The organism is Pseudomonas sp. 1912-s (assembly GCF_029269205.1).
Classification (GTDB): Bacteria; Pseudomonadota; Gammaproteobacteria; order Pseudomonadales; family Pseudomonadaceae; genus Aquipseudomonas.
The window spans coordinates 104,387-122,375 of the sequence record NZ_JARIXR010000015.1; the positions used below are offsets into that span (position 1 = coordinate 104,387).

Annotated in this window: 13 protein-coding genes; 8 read left to right on the forward strand and 5 right to left on the reverse strand. The window is 61.9% G+C overall.

The annotated features are described in order from the left end of the window. Window positions 1-38: 38 nt before the first annotated feature. The 4 genes from P3C29_RS19405 (at window position 39) to P3C29_RS19420 (ending at window position 6,523) form a co-directional block, all read left to right on the forward strand. Window positions 39-449: a DUF3757 domain-containing protein gene (locus P3C29_RS19405; protein WP_177045407.1), complete on the forward strand. Its 411-nt coding sequence runs from the start codon at window positions 39-41 to the stop codon at window positions 447-449. 225 nt (window positions 450-674) lie between these two features. Further along, the gene (gene mexE, locus P3C29_RS19410) at window positions 675-1,916 is read left to right on the forward strand and encodes a multidrug efflux RND transporter periplasmic adaptor subunit MexE (protein ID WP_010169483.1); all 1,242 of its coding nucleotides are present in this window, start codon (window positions 675-677) and stop codon (window positions 1,914-1,916) included. A 15-nt stretch (window positions 1,917-1,931) separates the two neighbouring features. Next, entirely contained in the window at window positions 1,932-5,111 is a 3,180-nt protein-coding gene (locus P3C29_RS19415; protein ID WP_201123906.1) for an efflux RND transporter permease subunit, read from the forward strand. After that, window positions 5,108-6,523 (forward strand): TolC family protein, encoded by a 1,416-nt coding sequence (locus tag P3C29_RS19420; protein WP_169388308.1) that lies wholly within the window; start codon window positions 5,108-5,110, stop codon window positions 6,521-6,523. The genes P3C29_RS19415 and P3C29_RS19420 overlap by 4 nt, the downstream gene beginning before the upstream one ends. Window positions 6,524-7,426: 903 nt before the next feature. Here the strand turns inward: P3C29_RS19420 and P3C29_RS19425 are convergent. From P3C29_RS19425 to P3C29_RS19435, 3 genes are all read right to left on the reverse strand, one after another. Further along, a complete protein-coding gene (locus P3C29_RS19425) occupies window positions 7,427-9,163 on the reverse strand; it encodes a TrkA C-terminal domain-containing protein (RefSeq protein WP_275965228.1) in 1,737 nt (578 codons plus the stop codon). Window positions 9,164-9,196: 33 nt separating this feature from the next. Then, a complete protein-coding gene (locus P3C29_RS19430) occupies window positions 9,197-10,627 on the reverse strand; it encodes a glutamate decarboxylase (protein WP_275965229.1) in 1,431 nt (476 codons plus the stop codon). Between the two features lie 176 nt (window positions 10,628-10,803). After that, complete coding sequence (locus P3C29_RS19435) at window positions 10,804-11,826, reverse strand: AraC family transcriptional regulator (RefSeq protein WP_275965230.1); 1,023 nt, start codon at window positions 11,824-11,826, stop codon at window positions 10,804-10,806. 168 nt (window positions 11,827-11,994) lie between these two features. On the opposite strand from P3C29_RS19435, the gene efeU reads away from it, so the two are divergent. The 4 genes from efeU to efeO (P3C29_RS19455) are packed head-to-tail and all read left to right on the forward strand — an operon-like array spanning window position 11,995 to window position 16,224. Beyond that, entirely contained in the window at window positions 11,995-12,843 is an 849-nt protein-coding gene (gene efeU, locus P3C29_RS19440; protein WP_026078249.1) for an iron uptake transporter permease EfeU, read from the forward strand. Between the two features lie 10 nt (window positions 12,844-12,853). Further along, window positions 12,854-14,056, forward strand: coding sequence for an iron uptake system protein EfeO (efeO, locus tag P3C29_RS19445; RefSeq protein ID WP_275965232.1), 1,203 nt, complete (start codon window positions 12,854-12,856; stop codon window positions 14,054-14,056). A gap of 14 nt (window positions 14,057-14,070) precedes the next feature. After that, entirely contained in the window at window positions 14,071-15,378 is a 1,308-nt protein-coding gene (efeB, locus tag P3C29_RS19450) for an iron uptake transporter deferrochelatase/peroxidase subunit (RefSeq protein WP_010169495.1), read from the forward strand. Window positions 15,379-15,405: 27 nt separating this feature from the next. Beyond that, complete coding sequence (gene efeO, locus P3C29_RS19455) at window positions 15,406-16,224, forward strand: iron uptake system protein EfeO (protein ID WP_029615831.1); 819 nt, start codon at window positions 15,406-15,408, stop codon at window positions 16,222-16,224. Between the two features lie 47 nt (window positions 16,225-16,271). Here efeO (P3C29_RS19455) and P3C29_RS19460 read toward each other — a convergent pair whose 3' ends face one another. Together P3C29_RS19460 and P3C29_RS19465 are read right to left on the reverse strand one after the other, a co-directional pair. After that, on the reverse strand, window positions 16,272-17,681 hold the full coding sequence (locus P3C29_RS19460) for an isochorismate synthase (protein WP_201123900.1): 1,410 nt from the start codon (window positions 17,679-17,681) through the stop codon (window positions 16,272-16,274). Beyond that, on the reverse strand, window positions 17,674-17,988 hold the full coding sequence (locus tag P3C29_RS19465; protein ID WP_010169498.1) for an isochorismate lyase: 315 nt from the start codon (window positions 17,986-17,988) through the stop codon (window positions 17,674-17,676). Before P3C29_RS19465 ends, P3C29_RS19460 begins: the two co-directional genes overlap by 8 nt. Window position 17,989 lies beyond the last annotated feature (1 nt).

Here is a 17,989-nt window from a genome sequence, read left to right on the forward strand (position 1 = left end):
CTTCACGTCACTGTTTCTCAAGATCAGGAGCACGCGTGATGAATAGGCAGCTCAAGAAAACCTCAGCCCTCGTGATTACCCTGATGGCGTTGGTGGGCAACGCCTATGCTGGGGCTGGCGCCTGCCCGCCCACCAATGCCCTTAAAGATGCTTTCAAAAAGACGCCGTCCGGCGAAGTGGTTGCCTACACCGCGTCCGGCCCGGGCGGTCAGCAATGGACCGGGCAAAACCCGATGACAGAGCAGACGGACCTGCACCAGGTCCAGTTCGAAAAGGCGGTGATCCAAAGCAGCCAGGGTCAGTCGTCTGTGGCGTGCCACTACCTCGATCAGAACCATGAACCGGTGAGCATGACCCTGAAAAACCAAGCCAACGCCAAGCCTGTTGGCAGCGCCTGGACAGGAAACGAATGCAAGGCAACCAACCCCGCGCTGTGCACATTCGAATAGCAACCACCCTCGACAGTTTGCACGGCGCGCTGTTCCTTGCATCCTGCGCAACAGTCCTTTGTCATCAACGCTATTGATAGCTCCCTAACGAAACCCTCATCCTAGAGGGCTCGCTTTACGCTTATATCATTCCGAATGATAGTTACCTTTGTTTCATTCGATTTCTGAGATAGCACCCCGCCGAGCATGATCCGCCCATCTTAAATACATTGGCGGATGCACCTCATGGAACAGTCACTCAAACATTTGCGCTATCCCCTGGCCATTTTGGCCGTGATGGTGATGAGCGCGTGCGGCAAGACCCCAGAACAAGCGGCCGCCATGCCACCGAGCCACGTCAGCGTGGCCAAGGTGCTGGAACAACCGGTCAACGAGTGGGACGAGTTCACCGGCCGCCTCGAAGCACCGGAAACCGTACAGATTCGTCCGCGCGTGTCGGGCCAGATCGATCAGGTAGCCTTTACCGAAGGCGCACTGGTCAAGAAAGGCGACCTGCTGTTCCAGATCGACCCGCGTCCGTTCCAGGCTGAAGTGCGCCGCCTCGAAGCACAACTTGCCCAAACCAAGGCCGCCGCCACCCGCAGCGATAACGAAGCCCAGCGCGGCGAACGCCTGCGCCAGAGCAATGCGATCTCCGCCGAACTGGCCGACTCGCGCACCACCGCCGCCCAGGAAGCCCACGCCACGGTAGCCGGGATCCAGGCGCAGTTGGACCTGGCCAAGCTGAACCTGAGCTTCACCCGCGTCACCTCGCCCATCAGCGGCCGTGTCAGCCGTGCCGAGATCACCGCCGGCAACCTGGTCACCGCCGATGTCACCGCGCTGACCAGCGTGGTGTCCACCGACAAGGTCTACGCCTACTTCGACGCCGATGAGCGCGTGTACCTCAAGTACACCGAACTCGCACGCCAGGGTCGCCGTGGCGCTACCACCCCGGTGTACCTGGGCCTGTCCAATGAAGACGGCAACCCGCACCTGGGCCAGATGAACTTCGTCGACAACCAGGTCAACCCGGCCACCGGCACCATTCGCGGTCGCGCCGTGTTCGACAACAGCAAGGGTGAATACACCCCTGGCCTGTATGCCCGCTTGAAGCTGGTCGGCAGCGGCACCTACTCCGCCGTGCTGATCAACGATGAAGCCGTGGGCACTGACCTTGGCAAGAAGTTCGTACTGGTGATGGACGGCGACAAGCCCGCCTATCGCGCCGTGGAACTGGGGCCGAAGATCGAAGGCTTGCGCATCGTGCGCAGCGGCCTGAACAAGGACGACACGATCATCGTCAAGGGCTTGCAGCGCGTTCGCCCGGGGTCGCCGGTTGCGCCGGAAACCATCCCGATGGCCAGCAAGGAAACCCTCGCCGCCTTGGCACAACAACGACAAGCGCTTGAAGCCAGCAACCTGGAGCAAGTGGCGCCGGATAAAGCCGCGCCCAAGCTCGCCAGTGTCGCGACTCCACGCGGTTAAGGGATACAACTCAAGATGAATTTTTCCAAGTTCTTCATTTCGCGGCCGATCTTCGCAGCGGTGCTCTCGCTGCTGATCCTGATCGCGGGTGCGATCTCGCTGTTCCAGCTGCCGATCAGCGAATACCCGGAAGTGGTGCCGCCGACCGTCGTGGTACGTGCGAACTTCCCGGGCGCCAACCCCAAGGTCATCGGTGAAACCGTAGCCGCCCCGCTGGAGCAAGCGATCACCGGCGTCGAGAACATGCTGTACATGTCCTCGCAGTCGACCGCCGACGGCAAGCTGACCCTGACCATCACCTTCGCCCTGGGCACCGACCTGGACAACGCGCAGGTGCAGGTACAGAACCGTGTCACCCGGACTCAGCCAAAGCTGCCTGAGGAAGTGACGCGTATCGGTATTACCGTGGACAAGGCCTCCCCCGACCTGACCATGGTTGTGCACTTGACCTCCCCGGACAAGCGCTACGACATGCTCTACCTGTCCAACTATGCCTTGCTCAACGTAAAGGATGAGCTGGCACGCCTGGGCGGCGTGGGTGACGTGCAACTGTTCGGCATGGGCGACTACTCCCTGCGTGTTTGGCTGGACCCGAACAAGACCGCTTCGCGCAACCTGACCGCCACGGATGTGGTGACCGCGATTCGCGAGCAGAACCGTCAAGTGGCCGCCGGTGCCCTGGGTGCGCAACCTGCACCGAATGCCACCAGCTTCCAGTTGTCGGTGAACACCCAGGGTCGCCTGGTCACCGAGGAAGAGTTCGAGAACATCGTTATTCGCGCAGGCGACAACGGTGAAATCACCCGCCTCAAAGACATCGCACGGGTTGAGCTGGGTTCCAGCCAATACGCCCTGCGTTCGCTGCTCAACAACCAACCGGCGGTGGCAATCCCGATCTTCCAGCGCCCGGGTTCCAACGCGATCGAGATCTCCAACGAAGTACGCGACAAGATGGCGGAGCTGAAAAAGAGCTTCCCGGAAGGCATGGACTTCAGCATCGTCTATGACCCGACCATCTTCGTGCGTGGCTCCATCGAGGCGGTGGTACATACGCTGTTCGAAGCCCTGATCCTCGTGGTGCTGGTGGTGATCCTGTTCCTGCAAACCTGGCGCGCCTCGATCATTCCGTTGGTGGCGGTGCCGGTATCGTTGATCGGTACGTTTGCGGTGATGCACCTGTTTGGCTTCTCGCTCAACGCGCTGTCGCTGTTCGGCCTGGTACTCGCCATTGGTATCGTGGTGGACGACGCCATCGTGGTGGTGGAGAACGTCGAGCGGAACATTGAATTGGGACTGGAACCGTTCCAGGCCACCGAAAAAGCCATGAGCGAAGTGACCGGCCCGATCATCGCGACCGCGTTGGTGCTGTGTGCGGTGTTCATTCCAGCGGCCTTTATCAGCGGCTTGACCGGGCAGTTCTACAAGCAGTTCGCCTTGACCATTGCGATCTCGACGGTGATTTCGGCGTTCAACTCGCTGACCTTGTCGCCGGCACTGGCCGCGGTATTGCTTAAAGGTCACAACGCACCGAAAGACGGCTTCTCCAAGTTCCTCGACAAACTGCTGGGCGGCTGGTTGTTCAAACCGTTCAACCGCTTCTTCGACAAGGCCAGCCATGGTTACGTCGGCACTGTGCGCCGAGTGATTCGCGGCAGTGGTATCGCCCTGTTCCTGTACGCCGGCCTGATGGTCCTGACGTGGCTGGGCTTTGCCCACACACCTACCGGTTTCGTACCGGCCCAGGACAAGCAATACCTGGTGGCCTTCGCGCAATTGCCGGACGCCGCGAGCCTGGACCGTACCGAAGACGTGATCAAGCGCATGTCCGACATCGCGCTGAAACAGCCAGGCGTGGACAGCGCCGTGGCGTTCCCCGGCCTGTCGATCAACGGGTTCACCAACAGCCCGAACAGCGGCATCGTGTTCGTGACCTTGAAACCGTTCGACGAGCGTAAAGACCCGAGCATGTCGGCCGGCGCGATTGCCGGCGCACTGAACGGCAAGTACGCCGGCATCCAGGAAGCCTACATGGCGATCTTCCCGCCGCCGCCGGTACAGGGCCTGGGGACGATCGGCGGGTTCCGCCTGCAGATCGAAGACCGTGGCAACCTCGGGTATGAAGAACTGTACAAAGAAGTGCAGAACATCATCACCAAGAGCCGCACCACCCCTGAGTTGTTCGGCCTGTTCACCAGCTACACGGTCAACGTGCCCCAGGTCGATGCCGCCATCGACCGCGAAAAGGCCAAGACCCACGGCGTGGCGATCAGCGACATCTTCGACACCCTGCAGATCTACCTGGGTTCGTTGTATGCCAACGACTTCAACCGCTTCGGCCGGACTTACCAGGTCAACGTGCAGGCTGATCAACAGTTCCGCCTGGATGAAGACCAGATCGGTCAGTTGAAGGTGCGTAACAACAAAGGCGAGATGATACCGCTGGCGACCTTCATCAAGGTCAGCGACACCTCGGGCCCGGACCGCGTGATGCACTACAACGGCTTCATCACTGCAGAGATCAACGGCAACGCCGCACCGGGCTACAGCTCCGGCCAGGCCCAGGCGGCGATCGAGAAACTGTTGAAAGATGAACTGCCCAACGGCATGACCTACGAGTGGACCGACCTGACCTATCAGCAAATCCTCTCGGGCAACACCGCGCTGTTCGTGTTCCCGCTCTGCGTACTGCTGGCGTTCCTGGTACTGGCCGCCCAATACGAAAGCTGGAGCCTGCCACTGGCGGTGATCCTGATCGTACCGATGACCCTGCTGTCGGCCATCACCGGGGTGATTATCTCCGGCGGCGACAACAACATCTTTACCCAGATTGGCCTGATCGTACTGGTGGGCCTGGCCTGTAAGAACGCGATTCTGATCGTCGAGTTCGCCAAGGATAAACAGCAGGAAGGCCTCGACCCGCTCGCCGCGGTACTGGAAGCCTGCCGTCTGCGTCTGCGGCCGATCCTGATGACCTCGTTCGCCTTCATCATGGGTGTGGTGCCTCTGGTGTTGTCCAGCGGTGCCGGTGCCGAGATGCGTCATGCGATGGGTGTGGCGGTGTTCTCCGGGATGATCGGTGTGACCTTCTTCGGTCTGCTGCTGACGCCAGTGTTCTATGTACTGATCCGCCGGTTTGTTGAGCGCGGTGAGGCCCGCAAAGCGGCCAAGGCCTTGAAGCTGGAGACACAGCAATGAGCGTGAAAGTATTTCTGCCGAGCTTGCTGGTACTGGCGCTGAGCGCCTGTGCCGTGGGCCCGGACTATAAAACCCAGCCACTGGAGGCGGCCAACGTAACGGCCGCCGCCGACGCCAAGCAGTACGACCACGCGAAGTACGAAGGTATCTGGTGGCAGCAGTTCGACGACCCGACCCTCAACCAGTTGGTGACTCAATCCCTGAACGGCAACCGTGACCTGCGGGTGGCATTTGCCCGCCTGCGGGCGGCCCGGGCGATTCGTGACGACGCCGCCAACGACGTGATGCCGGTGATCACCAGCCGCGTCAGCAGCGACGTGGGCAAAGGCCAGATTCCCGGCCAGACCACCAACCGCGTCAACAGCGAGCGGTATGACCTGGGCCTGGACATGGCCTGGGAAGTGGATTTGTTCGGGCGCATCCGCCGCAACCTGGAAGCCAGCGACGCTGACCAACAGGCAGCCGAAGCCGATCTGTATCAGCTGCAAGTCACCATGATTGCCGAGCTGGTGGATGCTTACGGTCAACTGCGGGGCGCGCAACTGCGCGAGAAAATCGCCGTTGCCAACCTGAAGAACCAGGAAGATTCACGGGGCATCACCGTCAGCCTGCGGGATGCCGGTGTGGGCGATCAGCTCGACGTGGTGCGTGCCGATGCGCGTCTGGCCGCTGTAGAAGCCAGCGTGCCGCAACTGCAGGCCGAGGAAGTGCGCGAGCGTAACCGCATCGCCACCCTGCTCGGCGAGCGCCCGGACAAGTTGACCGTGGACCTGAGCCCGAAAGACTTGCCGGCGATTGCCAAGGCATTGCCGATTGGCGATCCGGGGCAACTGTTGCAGCGTCGTCCGGACATTCTCAGTGCCGAGCGTAAATTGGCAGCAGCCACCGCGCGGATTGGGGTGGCCAAGGCTGATCTGTTTCCACGGGTGAGCCTCAGTGGTTTCCTTGGCTTTACTGCCGGGCGTGGTTCGCAGATTGGTTCGGCAGCAGCCAATGCCTGGTCGCTGGGCCCAAGCATTACCTGGGCGGCGTTCGATTTGGGCAGCGTGCGGGCGCGGTTGCGGGGTGCGGATGCCGAGGCTGATGGTGCCCTGGCGACGTATGAGCAGCAGGTGTTGCTGGCGCTGGAAGAATCGGAAAATGCCTTCAGTGATTACGGCAAACGCCAGCAGCGCCTGGTGTCGCTGATTCGTCAGAGTGAGTCGAGCCGCGCTGCTGCCGATCTGGCGGAGATTCGCTACCGCGAAGGGACCGTGGACTTCCTAGTGTTGCTGGACGCACAGCGTGAGCGTCTGGCCGCCGAGGACTCCCAGGCTCAGGCCGAGGTGGATCTGTATCGCGGCATCGTGGCGATCTACAAGGCGTTGGGGGGTGGCTGGCAGCCGAGTACCACCATCGCCAGTGCCAAGTGATGTGATTTAAAGAGCTCCTTTGGTTGGTCGCATCCAGCCAATTTTTTGCCCCGTGCCCTCATTCGGTCGCGGGGCTTTTTTTTGCTCATTTGTGGTGTGTACATATCCGTTATTTCGGTCAGGGCCGCTATGGGTTCCGCTCTTACAGCGGCTCACTTTTGAAAAGCGCAAAAGTAAGCAAAACGCTCTTGCCCCACCACTCGGTGCCTCGCCTAGGCTCGGCATGCCCGCACTCCGGCACGGCTCCGCGGGCCGCCGCGACGGCCCGTCCCTGGCCCGTCGCGGCTAAATCGGCATCCTTGCCGATTTACCCGCTCCACCGTGCCTACTTGCGGCCATCGTGGTTTAACGGGGCGCCTAAGATCAAGATCAAAAGCAGATCAAGAGCACAGCGGCCTACAGGCCGGCTTGAGTGTGGTGAAGCAAAGGCAACATCAACATCTAAAGCGGGCACGCCCCCTGTAGGAGCTGGCTTGCCGGCGATGGCATCACCTCGGTGTGTCTGATGTACCGAGTTGTCCGCATCGCCGGCAAGCCAGCTCCTACAGAAAAGCAGCTCTGCTTTCGCTCTGGATCTTGTTTTTAACACTCAGGTCGGCTTTCAGGCCGCCGTGCTGTTGATCTTGATCTTGATCTGACTGCCCCATTCAGCCCGAGGCCGAACGCAGGCGGTGCGGAGCGGGTAAACCGGCAGGACGCCGGTTTAGCCGCGCTGGGCCAAGGATGGCCCATCGCGGCGGCCCGCGGAGCATCGCCGGAGTGAGGGAACACCGAGCCCTAGCGAGGTGCCGACAGGCGGGGCAGAGCGTTTTGGTTACTTTGCCGCTTTTGCAAAGTGACTCGCTGTAAGAGCGAAACCATAGGTAGCCGTTACCTAAATAATGGATATGCCCCCTCAAACCGCTACCGCGCAAGCACCATGGCAAAATACCCAAACACAGTGAGCAAAATCCCCGACACCGCATACGCCACAGGAAACCCAATCCACGGCACAGTACTGTCGATTTCCTTGGCCGCCTCACGCGCCGGCCCCGAGTGGCTGCGCGCCCCTGCGACACCGCCCATGAGAATCGCCGGGTTGATCTTGAACAGATGAAACCCCACCGCCCAAACAATAAACGGCGGAATCGTGCACGCCACAAACCCCAGCAAAAAGATCTTCAACGCAATAATCGCGCTGATCTGCGAAACCAGATTCGCCCCCGCATTCACCCCCACAATCGCAACAAAGAAAATCAGCCCCATGTCTTCGAGGATGTTGCGTGCCGCGTTCGGCGTATTACCAAAAAACCGCACCCGGGATACCAGCGACGAAACAATAATCCCCGACACCAGCAACCCACCGGCATTCCCCAGCCCAACCGCCGCACCGAACGCCGGCACTTGAATCAGCCCGATCAGCAAGCCCAGCACCATGCCCAGGGACAACGTGAGCAAATCAGTCGCGGTACTCTGCCGCCCCGCCTTGCCCAACAACGCCGTGGCCTTGTCGATAGCACTGCGCAGGCCAATCAGGTGCATCACATCCAGGCGTTGCAGACGGGTTTCCAACCCCACGGGAATCGGCGCCCCACCCCGCTCAATCCCCACCAACTGCACCTGCCCGGCAATCGGCGACTGGCTGAATTCCTTGAGTGCCTTGCCCACGGCATCCTTGTGGGTCACCAGAATCACCGCTTCATCCAGCGGTATATTCAGCGCCCGGGCATCCGGCACTTCCGGACCGATCAGGCCCATGTGATCGGTCAGTGCGTCCAGGCTCCCACCCAGCGCAATCACGTCGCCCAGTTGCAACACCAATGTCGGATCGGCCCCCAGCAACTGGTCACCGCGCTCGACGTTCTCGATCTGGTACAGCGCAAACCGCTCGCGAAACTGCGCGATGCTCTGCCCCACCAGCTCCGGATTCACCAGCCGATAAGCCCGCAGGTCAAACGGTCGATAACCGCTGAGCCCCGCATCATCGACGTTCGGCACGCCGTGCTCGACTTCATATTGCTTGGCCGCCTTGCGCGCATCCACACCCCACCAGCGCGGCAGGTATTTGCAGATCAGGATGATGCCGACCGTGCCCCAGATATAAGTGATGCCGTAGGACAGCGCGATCATCGCCGTGGCCGCTGCCGCCGTGGTGCCAGGCGGCAGTGGCACCACGCCCGAGGTAATCGCCTGTTCGGCGGAGCCAATGGCCGCCGACATGGTTTGCGAACCGGCAAGAATCCCGCCCGCCGCGCCTACCGGCAGCGATAACAGGCGCACGCCAAGCACCACGATGCCGAGCCCGAGGAACGAGGACAGAATCGCCAGGAAGGTGAACTTCAGGCCATCGCCCTTGAGGCTGTTGATGAACGAAGGCCCCACACGCAGGCCGACGCCGTACATGAACAGGTAATAAAACAGGCTCTTGGTGAAGTTATCGAGTTCGAAATGCACGCCGTAGTACGACGCCCAGGTCGCAATCGCGCAGCCGATCACGATGGCCCCGGCCACCGCGCCCAGGCCATAGCCCTTGATGGTACCGCGCCCGACCCAGACGGACAGGCCGACCACCAGGAACAGCAGGATGTAAGGGTTGTCGTGCAGGAAACTGAAGAAGGCAATCACGATGATGCGTACCTGGCGATGCAACGCTAAAGGCACCGGGCTTCGAGGCCCGGTGAGTGTTCAGTGCGTTCAGTCGAGGTTCGGGGTGTCGGCCGGCACGACCGGGTCGGCAATGGCGCCATGGCTGAAGCTTGGGCCCGCGTCGGAATGCTCCACGGGGTTTTTCTGCAGGTAGGCAACTGCCTTGCGCAAGTCTTCCAGCAACAGCGCTACAAGGTCACGGCTCACCCCATGCCGTACCAGGATGCGCTGCACCACGATGTTCTGGCGATCGGACGGCAACGGGTAAGACGCAATCTGCCAGCCGCGCATGCGCACGCGCTCCGACAGGTCATAGAGGCTGAAACCGTGATCAACGCCTTCCTTGAGCTTGTAGCAAACCGCCGGCAGCCCGTCCTTGCCGTCGTACACCAGTTCCAGCGGGGCGAATTTGGTAATTTCCGACGCCAGCCATTGCGCCGTATCCGAGCACGCTTGTTGAATCCGCGTGTAGCCATCGCGCCCCAGCCGCAGGAAGTTGTAGTACTGGGCGATGATTTCACCGCCCGGCCGGCTGAAGTTGAGGGCAAAGGTGGCCATGTTGCCGCCCAGGTAATCGACGTAGAAGATCAGCTCTTCCGGCAGGTCTTCGGTGGAGCGCCAGATCACCCAGCCCACACCCAGCGGTGCCAGGCCGTACTTGTGGCCCGAGGCGTTGATCGATTTGACACGCTCGATCATGAAGTCCCATTGCAATTCCTGCTGGATAAACGGGGCGATAAACCCGCCGCTGGCTGCGTCGACATGGATCGGGATATCCAGGCCGAGATCACGTTGCATCGAGTCCAGCTCGGCCGCCAGGGCGGCGACCGGTTCGTAGATCCCGGTAAAAGTCACGCCCAAGGTCGCCACCACGCCGATGGTGTTTTCGTCGCAATATTCCCGCAGGTCGGCCGGGCGCAGGCCCAGGGCGTCGCCGCGCAATGGCACTTCGCGAATCTCCACGTCGAAATAGCGGGCGAATTTCTTCCAGCAAATCTGTACCGGCCCGCACACGAAGTTCGGTTTGTCGGTGGGCAAGCCTGCGGCTTCGCGGCGCTTCTTCCAGCTCCATTTAAGGGCCAGACCTCCGAGCATCGCCGCTTCGCTGGAGCCGGTGGTGGAGCAGCCGACGGTTTGCCACGACTTCGGTGCGTGCCACAGGTCGGCAATGATGTGCACGCAACGGTTTTCGATTTCGGCCGTTTGCGGGTATTCATCCTTGTCGATCATGTTTTTGTCGAGGGCATCGGCCATCAACTGCTGTACTTCGGGCTCGACCCAGGTGGTGCAGAAGGTCGCCAGGTTTTGCCGGGAGTTACCGTCCAGCAGCAGTTCGTCACGCACCAGGTTGTAGGCGGCCGAGGGTGTGGTCGAGTGGTCCGGGAGGCGGTACTTGGGGAGCTTGTGCTGGGCAGAGCCACTCGAATAGACGTCTTCGATGGCTTGGTCCTGGGTCTCTACGGTTCTGTGAAGTGCCATGAAATCCTGCTCTTGAATGAGGGAAATGGCGTAGACGTTGATCGCGACAAATGCCGATCAGGCTGCGTCAGGAAACAAACGATGGAGTGGTGGCGCCGAATATCACACGCATTGCGGCACAGGAAAGTGACCCAGATCATCAAAGCCGTGGATAAGCAGTCCAGCCTGGCAGTGACCTATTGGCTCATCGCTTCGTTCAATATCAGGCTGCGATAGTGCCCCGGGTTTGAGCCCGACCACTTGCGAAACGCCTTGTAGAACGAGCTGGCGTCGGCAAACCCCAGACGGGTGGCGATTTCGGAAAAGCTGATGTCGGCATCGGCCAGCCACACAATCGCCAGTTCCTTGCGCACGCTGTCCTTGAGGCCCTGGTAGGTCTGCCCTTCTTCCGCCAGGCGCCGGCGCAGGGTCGACGCCGAGATGCACAGGGACGCCGCCAGCCCTTCGGTTTCCGGCCAGGTGTCAGCGGGCATTTGCCGCAGGTCGGTCTTGATGCGGGTGGCGAGGCTGTCGGGGTCGCGGTATTTGACCAGGATATTGGCCGGGGCATGGGCCAGGAAGCGCTTGAGCTCTTCCGGGCTGCGCTTGATCGGCAGGTCGAGGCAGTCGGCGGAGAAAATCATCCGGGTGCGGGGCCGGTCGAAACGCAGGTTGTCGGAGAACATCACCTGGTAGTCGTCGCAAAAGTCCGGTTGCGGGCAGCGCAATTCAATCGCCAGGATCGGGATGCGCCGCCCCGCCAGCCAGCAGGCAACGCCATGGACGATCATCCAGTAGGCGAAATAGGTGAAGGCCCGCTTGGGTTCCGGCTCCGGCTCCCACAATACGATTTCTGCCAGGCTCTGCTGGTGTACCAGTTGTGCAGGCATGCGCTCGAACATAAGCGACAGAAAGCCCAGGCCGGTTTCCAGCGCTGCGGCCAGGGTCGGTTGCGCCATCGAGGCGCGACAAAGGAATTCCAGGCTGCCGGATTTGAGCTTGCGCGGGTCCATGCCGAAAAATTCATCGTCCATGCGCCGTGCCAGCAGGCGCCACAGACGCGCGTAAGCCGTCGCCGGGACGCGTGCGGCTGGCTGTTCCAGCAGCGCCGGATCAATCCCGACCTTGGTCAGCACTTCGTGGGTCGCCGCACCCGGCGCGCAGCTCTGCAACAGGGCTTCGCGCACCAGATGGATGGAGATCGTGTCTTTTTCCGACATGGGGTAAGGCGCAATCCGGTGGCTGGAACGATGCCGCGCATTCTAGTGGCGGTTGCGGTTTGCCACCACCGTTCAGTCAAGGTTCAGTAAAGGTCAATATTTACTGTTTAGTAATGAGTATCATTATGTTACAACTTAGCATCCTATCTAATGATGATTCGGTGCCGAATGCTTGTTCCATTTTTAATCATGCTGCGTGAAGGCATAGAAGCGGCCTTGATCGTTGGCATTATTGCCAGTTATCTCAAGCAGACCGGCCGTGGCCAGTACATGCCAGCAGTGTGGATCGGCGTTTTTCTGGCAGCCGCGCTGGCGCTGCTGGTGGGCGGTGGCCTGGAGCTGGTCAGTGCCGAATTCCCGCAAAAACAACAGGAACTGTTTGAAGGCATCGTCGGCCTGGTGGCCGTGGGCATTCTCAGTTCCATGGTGTTCTGGATGCGCAAGGTGGCGCGCTCCATCAAGCATTCCCTGCATGAATCCCTCGATCACGCCCTGGCCGGGTCCAAACACCAGGTTACCGCGCTGATCGCCATGGTGTTTTTTGCCGTGGCCCGCGAAGGCCTGGAAACCGTGTTCTTCCTGCTGGCCGTGTTCCAGCAGAGCGAAGGCCCGGGCGCGCCGATTGGCGCCCTGCTCGGCCTGATCCTGGCGATCATCGTCGGCTTCCTGATCTACACCGGCAGCATGCGCCTGAACCTCGGTGCGTTCTTCCGCTGGACCGGCCTGTTCATCCTGGTGGTGGCCGCCGGCATCCTGGCCAACTCGGTACAAGCCCTGCACGAAGCCGGGGTGTGGAACCACCTGCAAACCGTCCTGTTCGATTTCAGCGCGACGCTGCCGATGGATGGCCCGCTGGGCTCGGTGCTGGCCGGCATGTTCGGTTACCAGGACGCCCCGACCGTCAGCACCCTCGGGGCCTACCTGATTTACCTGGTGGTGGCCCTGGTGATGTTCTTCTTGCCGGCGCCGCCGAGCAAGCCGGCCACCCGTACAACCTCTTCCGTTTCCAGCCAGTAAGGACCGCCTCTTGTCCAACCAAACCCCTCAACCGGCTCCGCCCTCCCGCGCCTTGCGCTGGGCGGTGGGCGGCTCGGTGGTCGTGATGATCGCCGCCGGTGGCCTGTTCTACTACGCCTCGCAACTGGCAGCCTCCAAGCACCAGGCCAACCACAATGAAATTGCCGTGACCATCCACGCCCACAGCTGCGAGCCGAACGCGCTGACGGTGCCGGCCGGCCACGCCAGTTTCCGCATCATCAACCGCTCGGACCGTGCCGTGGAGTGGGAAATCCTTGACGGCGTGCTGGTGGTCGAAGAACGCGAAAACATTGCCCCGGGCCTGAGCCAGGTGATCAACGCCAACCTGCTGCCCGGTGACTACCAGATCACCTGCGGCCTGTTGAGCAACCCGCGCGGCACCTTGAAGGTCACGCCAACAGCCGAGTCCGATGCCCAAGCCAAGGCCAAACCGTCGATGGTGGCGTTTATCGGCCCGCTGTCGGAATTCCGCGTGTACCTGAGCAGCCAGGGCAGCGCCCTGGTCAAGGCCGTTACCGCGCTTGAACAAGCCATCGAAGCCGGCGACCTTACCCAGGCCCAGGCACTCTACGTGCCGGCCCGCGAGGCTTACCAGCGCCTGGCCCCGGCCTCGCAACGCCTGGCGGAACTGGACAACGCGATCAACGCCCGCGCCGACTACTTTGAAAAACGCGAGCAGGACCCGGCCTTCAGCGGCTTCCACCGCCTTGAATACGGCCTGTTCCAGCAGCGCAACCTCGACGGCCTGACCCCGGTCGCCCAGCGCCTGGTCACCGACGTCACCAGCCTCAAGCAACAATTGCTGGCCCAGTCGCTGCCGCCGGAACAACTGGTGAGCATTGTGGTGCGCAACCTCAACAGCCTGGCTGACGTCCGCGCCGCCAGTGGCGAGGAAGAACGCTACAGCCATATCGACCTGAACGGGTTCGCCGCCAACCTGGACGCCGCCCGCAAGGTGGTCGACCTGATGCGCCCACTGTTGACCAAATCGGCCGAGCCATTGCTGCCAGGCATCGACAGTGCGATCACCGCCCTCGACGCCCAGCTCAACGGCTTGAAAGTCGATGGCCGCTACGCCACGTATGACAGCGTTACCGCCGATCAGCGCAAGCAGATCGCCGACAAGGCCAAGGCTCTGGCCGTTGCACTCGATGGAATCGACCCCGCCCTTGGCCTTTCCGGCCTGAAGTGAAGACGACCGTAGACATGAGTGATTCAGAACAATTTTCCGCCCAGCGTCGTCGTGTATTGCTGGGCATGGCTGCCACCGGCGCCGCCATTGCCGGCAGCAGCCTGAGCTGCCCGGCGATGGCCGCCAACGCGGCTGCGCAAGTGACCACCGCGCCAAGCAGTGAAAAGACCCAGGACCACCACGATTTCCATGGCAAGCACCAGACCGGCATCGTCACCCCGCGCCCGGCCTGCGGCATGCTGGTGTCGTTTGACGTACTGGCCAGCGACCGCGAAGACCTGGAGCGGCTGTTCCGCACCCTCAACGAGCGCATCGCGTTCCTGATGACCGGCGGCACCGTGGTGCAAGTCGACCCGAAACTGCCGCCTACCGATTCCGGCATCCTCGGCCCGGTGGTGACGCCGGATAACCTGACCATCACCGTCTCGGTCGGCGAGTCGCTGTTCGACGAGCGTTTCGGCCTGGCCGCCGTCAAGCCCAAGCGCCTGATCCGCATGGTCGGTTTCCCCAACGATGCGCTGGAACCGGCGCAGTGCCACGGCGACCTGAGCCTGCAGTTCAGCTCCAACACCCCGGACACCAACATCCACGCCCTGCGCGACATCGTGAAGAACATGCCGGACCTGTTGCTGGTGCGCTGGAAACAGGAAGGCAGCGTGCCGCCCCAGGCCCCTGCCCGCCCGGGTGAGCCGGCACAAAGTGCGCGCAACTTCCTCGGTTTTCGCGACGGTTCGGCCAACCCGAACTCCAACGACAACAAGGCAATGGACCAGATTGTGTGGGTTCAACCCGGCAGTGACGAACCGGCCTGGGCCGCCAATGGCAGCTACCAGGCGGTGCGGATCATCCGCAACTTCGTCGAACGCTGGGACCGCACGCCCCTGCAAGAGCAAGAAAGCATCATTGGCCGGATCAAGACCAGTGGCGCGCCCATGGACGGCCAGAAAGAAACCCAGGTCCCGGACTACAGCAAGGACCCGGAAGGCAAGTTGACCAAGCTCGATGCGCACATCCGCCTGGCCAACCCGCGTACCCCGCAGACCCAGGCCAACCTGATCCTGCGCCGGCCGTTCAACTACTCCAACGGCGTCAATAAAAACGGTCAGCTGGACATGGGGCTGCTGTTCATCTGCTACCAGGCTGACCTGGAGAAAGGCTTTATCAGCGTACAAACCCGGCTCAACGGCGAGCCCCTGGAGGAATACCTGAAGCCGGTCGGCGGCGGTTATTTCTTCACCTTGCCAGGCGTCACCGGGCCCCAGGATTTCATCGGGCGCACGCTGCTTGATGCGACACATCCACAAACCACTGCCAATACCTAAAACAAACCCCAGAGCGGAAATCGTCCCATGAAGAAGTCGTCTCTCGCATTGTCGTTGTTAATGAGCCTTTCGCCGCTGGCCGCCTTTGCCGCCACCGCGCCACTGGATCTGGTAGGGCCGGTGTCGGACTACAAAATCTACGTCACCGAAGAAATCGGTGAGCTGGTCACCCAGACCCAGGCGTTCACCGATGCGGTGAAAAAAGGCGACCTGGCGACGGCCAAGAAGCTGTACGCGCCAACCCGCGTTCACTATGAGTCCATCGAGCCGATCGCCGAGCTGTTCAGCGACCTCGACGCCTCCATCGACTCACGCGTAGACGACCACGAAAAAGGCGTGAAAGCCGAAGACTTCACCGGCTTCCACCGCATCGAGTACACCCTGTTCTCCGAGAACACCACCAAAGGCCTGGACGCCCTGGCTGACAAGCTCAACAGCGACGTACAAGACCTGAAAACCCGCGTGGACGGCCTGACCTTCCCGCCGGAAAAAGTCGTAGGCGGTGCTGCTGCCCTGCTTGAAGAAGTCGCCGCGACCAAAATCTCCGGTGAGGAAGACCGTTACAGCCACACCGACCTGTATGACTTCCAGGGCAACATCGACGGCGCGAAGAAAATCGTCGACCTGTTCCGTCCGCAGATCGAGAAGCAAGACAAGGCGTTCGTTGCCAAAGTCGACAAAAACTTCGCCACCGTGGACAAGATCCTGGCCAAGTACAAAACCAAGGATGGCGGTTTTGAGACCTACGACAAGGTCAAGGAAGCCGACCGTAAAGCCCTGGTTGGCCCGGTTAACACCCTGGCAGAAGACCTGTCCACGCTGCGTGGCAAGCTTGGCCTGAACTGATCAACACCCGTCATACTCTCGCCCGGCCTGCCGGGCGAGAAGCTTCTTCAGGCTGATGCCACCTGTGCCACTCCCGAGGGCCGCAAGGCATCGCGGATGGTCCGCAGTTTCAGGCAGGTTTCCTCGTACTCACTCTGCGGGTCCGACTCGGCGACAATGCCGCAGCCGGCGAACAAGTGCGCCTCACAGCCACGGATCAGCGCCGAACGCAATGCCACGGCGAATTCACCGTCCCCCTCCGCATTCATCCAGCCCACCGGCGCGGCGTACCAGCCCCGATCGAGTTGCTCGTGTTCGCGGATATACGCCATTGCCTCACGGCGTGGCAGGCCGCCCACCGCCGGCGTCGGATGCAGCGCCTGAACCAGTTGCAGCAGTTGCACGTGGGGATGCAAGCGGCCCATCACCGGCGTCAACAAGTGCTGCACGTTAGCCAGCCGGTGCAACTGCGGTTGGCTGGCAATGTCGAGCATCGCGCAATACGGCTGCAAGGCGTCGCGCAGGGTTTGCACCACCAGGGCGTGTTCGTGGCGGTCCTTGGGGCTGTCCATCAGGACCTGGCCCAGCTCGGCGTCCTGTTGCTCATGGCGACCACGGGGACAGGTGCCCGCCAGGGCCACCGTGTTCAGTGTGCCACGGGCCACGCGCACCAGCCGCTCGGGGGTGGCGCCCAGAAAGCAGCTGTCACCCCGGCTGAACGCAAAGAGGTAGGCCTGGGGATAGGCCGCCTTGAGGTTTTCCAGCAGCGGGCCGCAGGGAATGGTGCGCTCGGTACACAGCCGTACTTCGCGGGCCAGCACCACCTTGCGCAGGTCACCGGCGTTGATGCGCTGCACGGCCATCGCCACGCTGTCCTGCCACTGCCGGGCACTGATGACGTTTTCGTCATTGGGGATGCCGAGGGGAATCTCCTGGCGGGGTGCACTGGCGTAGCGCGACAACAGCAGGGCCCACTGGGCTTCCAGGCTCCGGGCGCAACGCTCGGCGTCGGCCCCCGGCTCCAGCCATTGACTGAAGATCACATGGTGTTGCTCGGCCTCGCGCAGCAGCAGGATGCGTGGCAGCACCAGGGACGTTGCGGCAAACGACTGCCATTTGAGCGAACGCGGCCCCTGCGGGTCGAAGGCAAAACCGCCGCACAGCAACGGTTGGCGCGGCCCCACCCGGTGGGCCTGGCTCAGCAGCGCTTGCCACGCCAGGGCGCTCGCGTTGAATCGATCATCCACCCCGGGGCTGATTTCTTCGGTGCAGCCAAACCCGGCCACGCCCATGGCGCCCCGGTCGCTGGACCAGAACAGGCTCTGCCCGAGCACCTGGCGGTTGGCGGCGAACAGCCGCAGCGGGTCCAGGCGCTCCCAGGCCAGGCTGAAGACCACCAGCACCGCGGCGCCCTTATCGCGCGCCAGGGTTTCGCCCTGGGTCAGCGCCTGAAGCAATCCCGGCAGACGCTCACTCATGCTCGGCTCCTTGATGCTGCTGGCGCCAATGGCGCACTTGCTGGTCGATATTCCACTGGATGATCTGCGCGAACAGCGGCACCACAAACATCGGGTCCAGCCCTTCGCGCTCCGCCCAGCGACGGCGATGGGGCAGCATGGCGGCGACCCGTTCGGGGGCGGCGATGCTGGCTTCGGTCGGTTTGAATTGCGCCGCGGCCTTCACATAGGCCAATCGCTGACCGAGGGCGCGGATGATGTGCTCGTCCAGGGTGTCGATACCCAGGCGGACGTCTTCCAGTCCGGTGCACTGCTCAGGTGTTTTCATA

What these genes read in the sequence shown, in the direction of transcription:
- P3C29_RS19430 (WP_275965229.1), bottom strand. Translation starts at nt 10,627, where the DNA reads ATGGCACTTCACAGAACCGTAGAGACCCAGGACCAAGCCATCGAAGAC.
- P3C29_RS19435 (WP_275965230.1), bottom strand. Translation starts at nt 11,826, where the DNA reads ATGTCGGAAAAAGACACGATCTCCATCCATCTGGTGCGCGAAGCCCTG.
- P3C29_RS19415 (WP_201123906.1), top strand. Translation starts at nt 1,932, where the DNA reads ATGAATTTTTCCAAGTTCTTCATTTCGCGGCCGATCTTCGCAGCGGTG.
- P3C29_RS19405 (WP_177045407.1), top strand. Translation starts at nt 39, where the DNA reads ATGAATAGGCAGCTCAAGAAAACCTCAGCCCTCGTGATTACCCTGATG.
- P3C29_RS19420 (WP_169388308.1), top strand. Translation starts at nt 5,108, where the DNA reads ATGAGCGTGAAAGTATTTCTGCCGAGCTTGCTGGTACTGGCGCTGAGC.
- P3C29_RS19465 (WP_010169498.1), bottom strand. Translation starts at nt 17,988, where the DNA reads ATGAAAACACCTGAGCAGTGCACCGGACTGGAAGACGTCCGCCTGGGT.
- P3C29_RS19460 (WP_201123900.1), bottom strand. Translation starts at nt 17,681, where the DNA reads ATGAGTGAGCGTCTGCCGGGATTGCTTCAGGCGCTGACCCAGGGCGAA.
- efeU (WP_026078249.1), top strand. Translation starts at nt 11,995, where the DNA reads ATGCTTGTTCCATTTTTAATCATGCTGCGTGAAGGCATAGAAGCGGCC.
- efeO (WP_029615831.1), top strand. Translation starts at nt 15,406, where the DNA reads ATGAAGAAGTCGTCTCTCGCATTGTCGTTGTTAATGAGCCTTTCGCCG.
- mexE (WP_010169483.1), top strand. Translation starts at nt 675, where the DNA reads ATGGAACAGTCACTCAAACATTTGCGCTATCCCCTGGCCATTTTGGCC.
- efeB (WP_010169495.1), top strand. Translation starts at nt 14,071, where the DNA reads ATGAGTGATTCAGAACAATTTTCCGCCCAGCGTCGTCGTGTATTGCTG.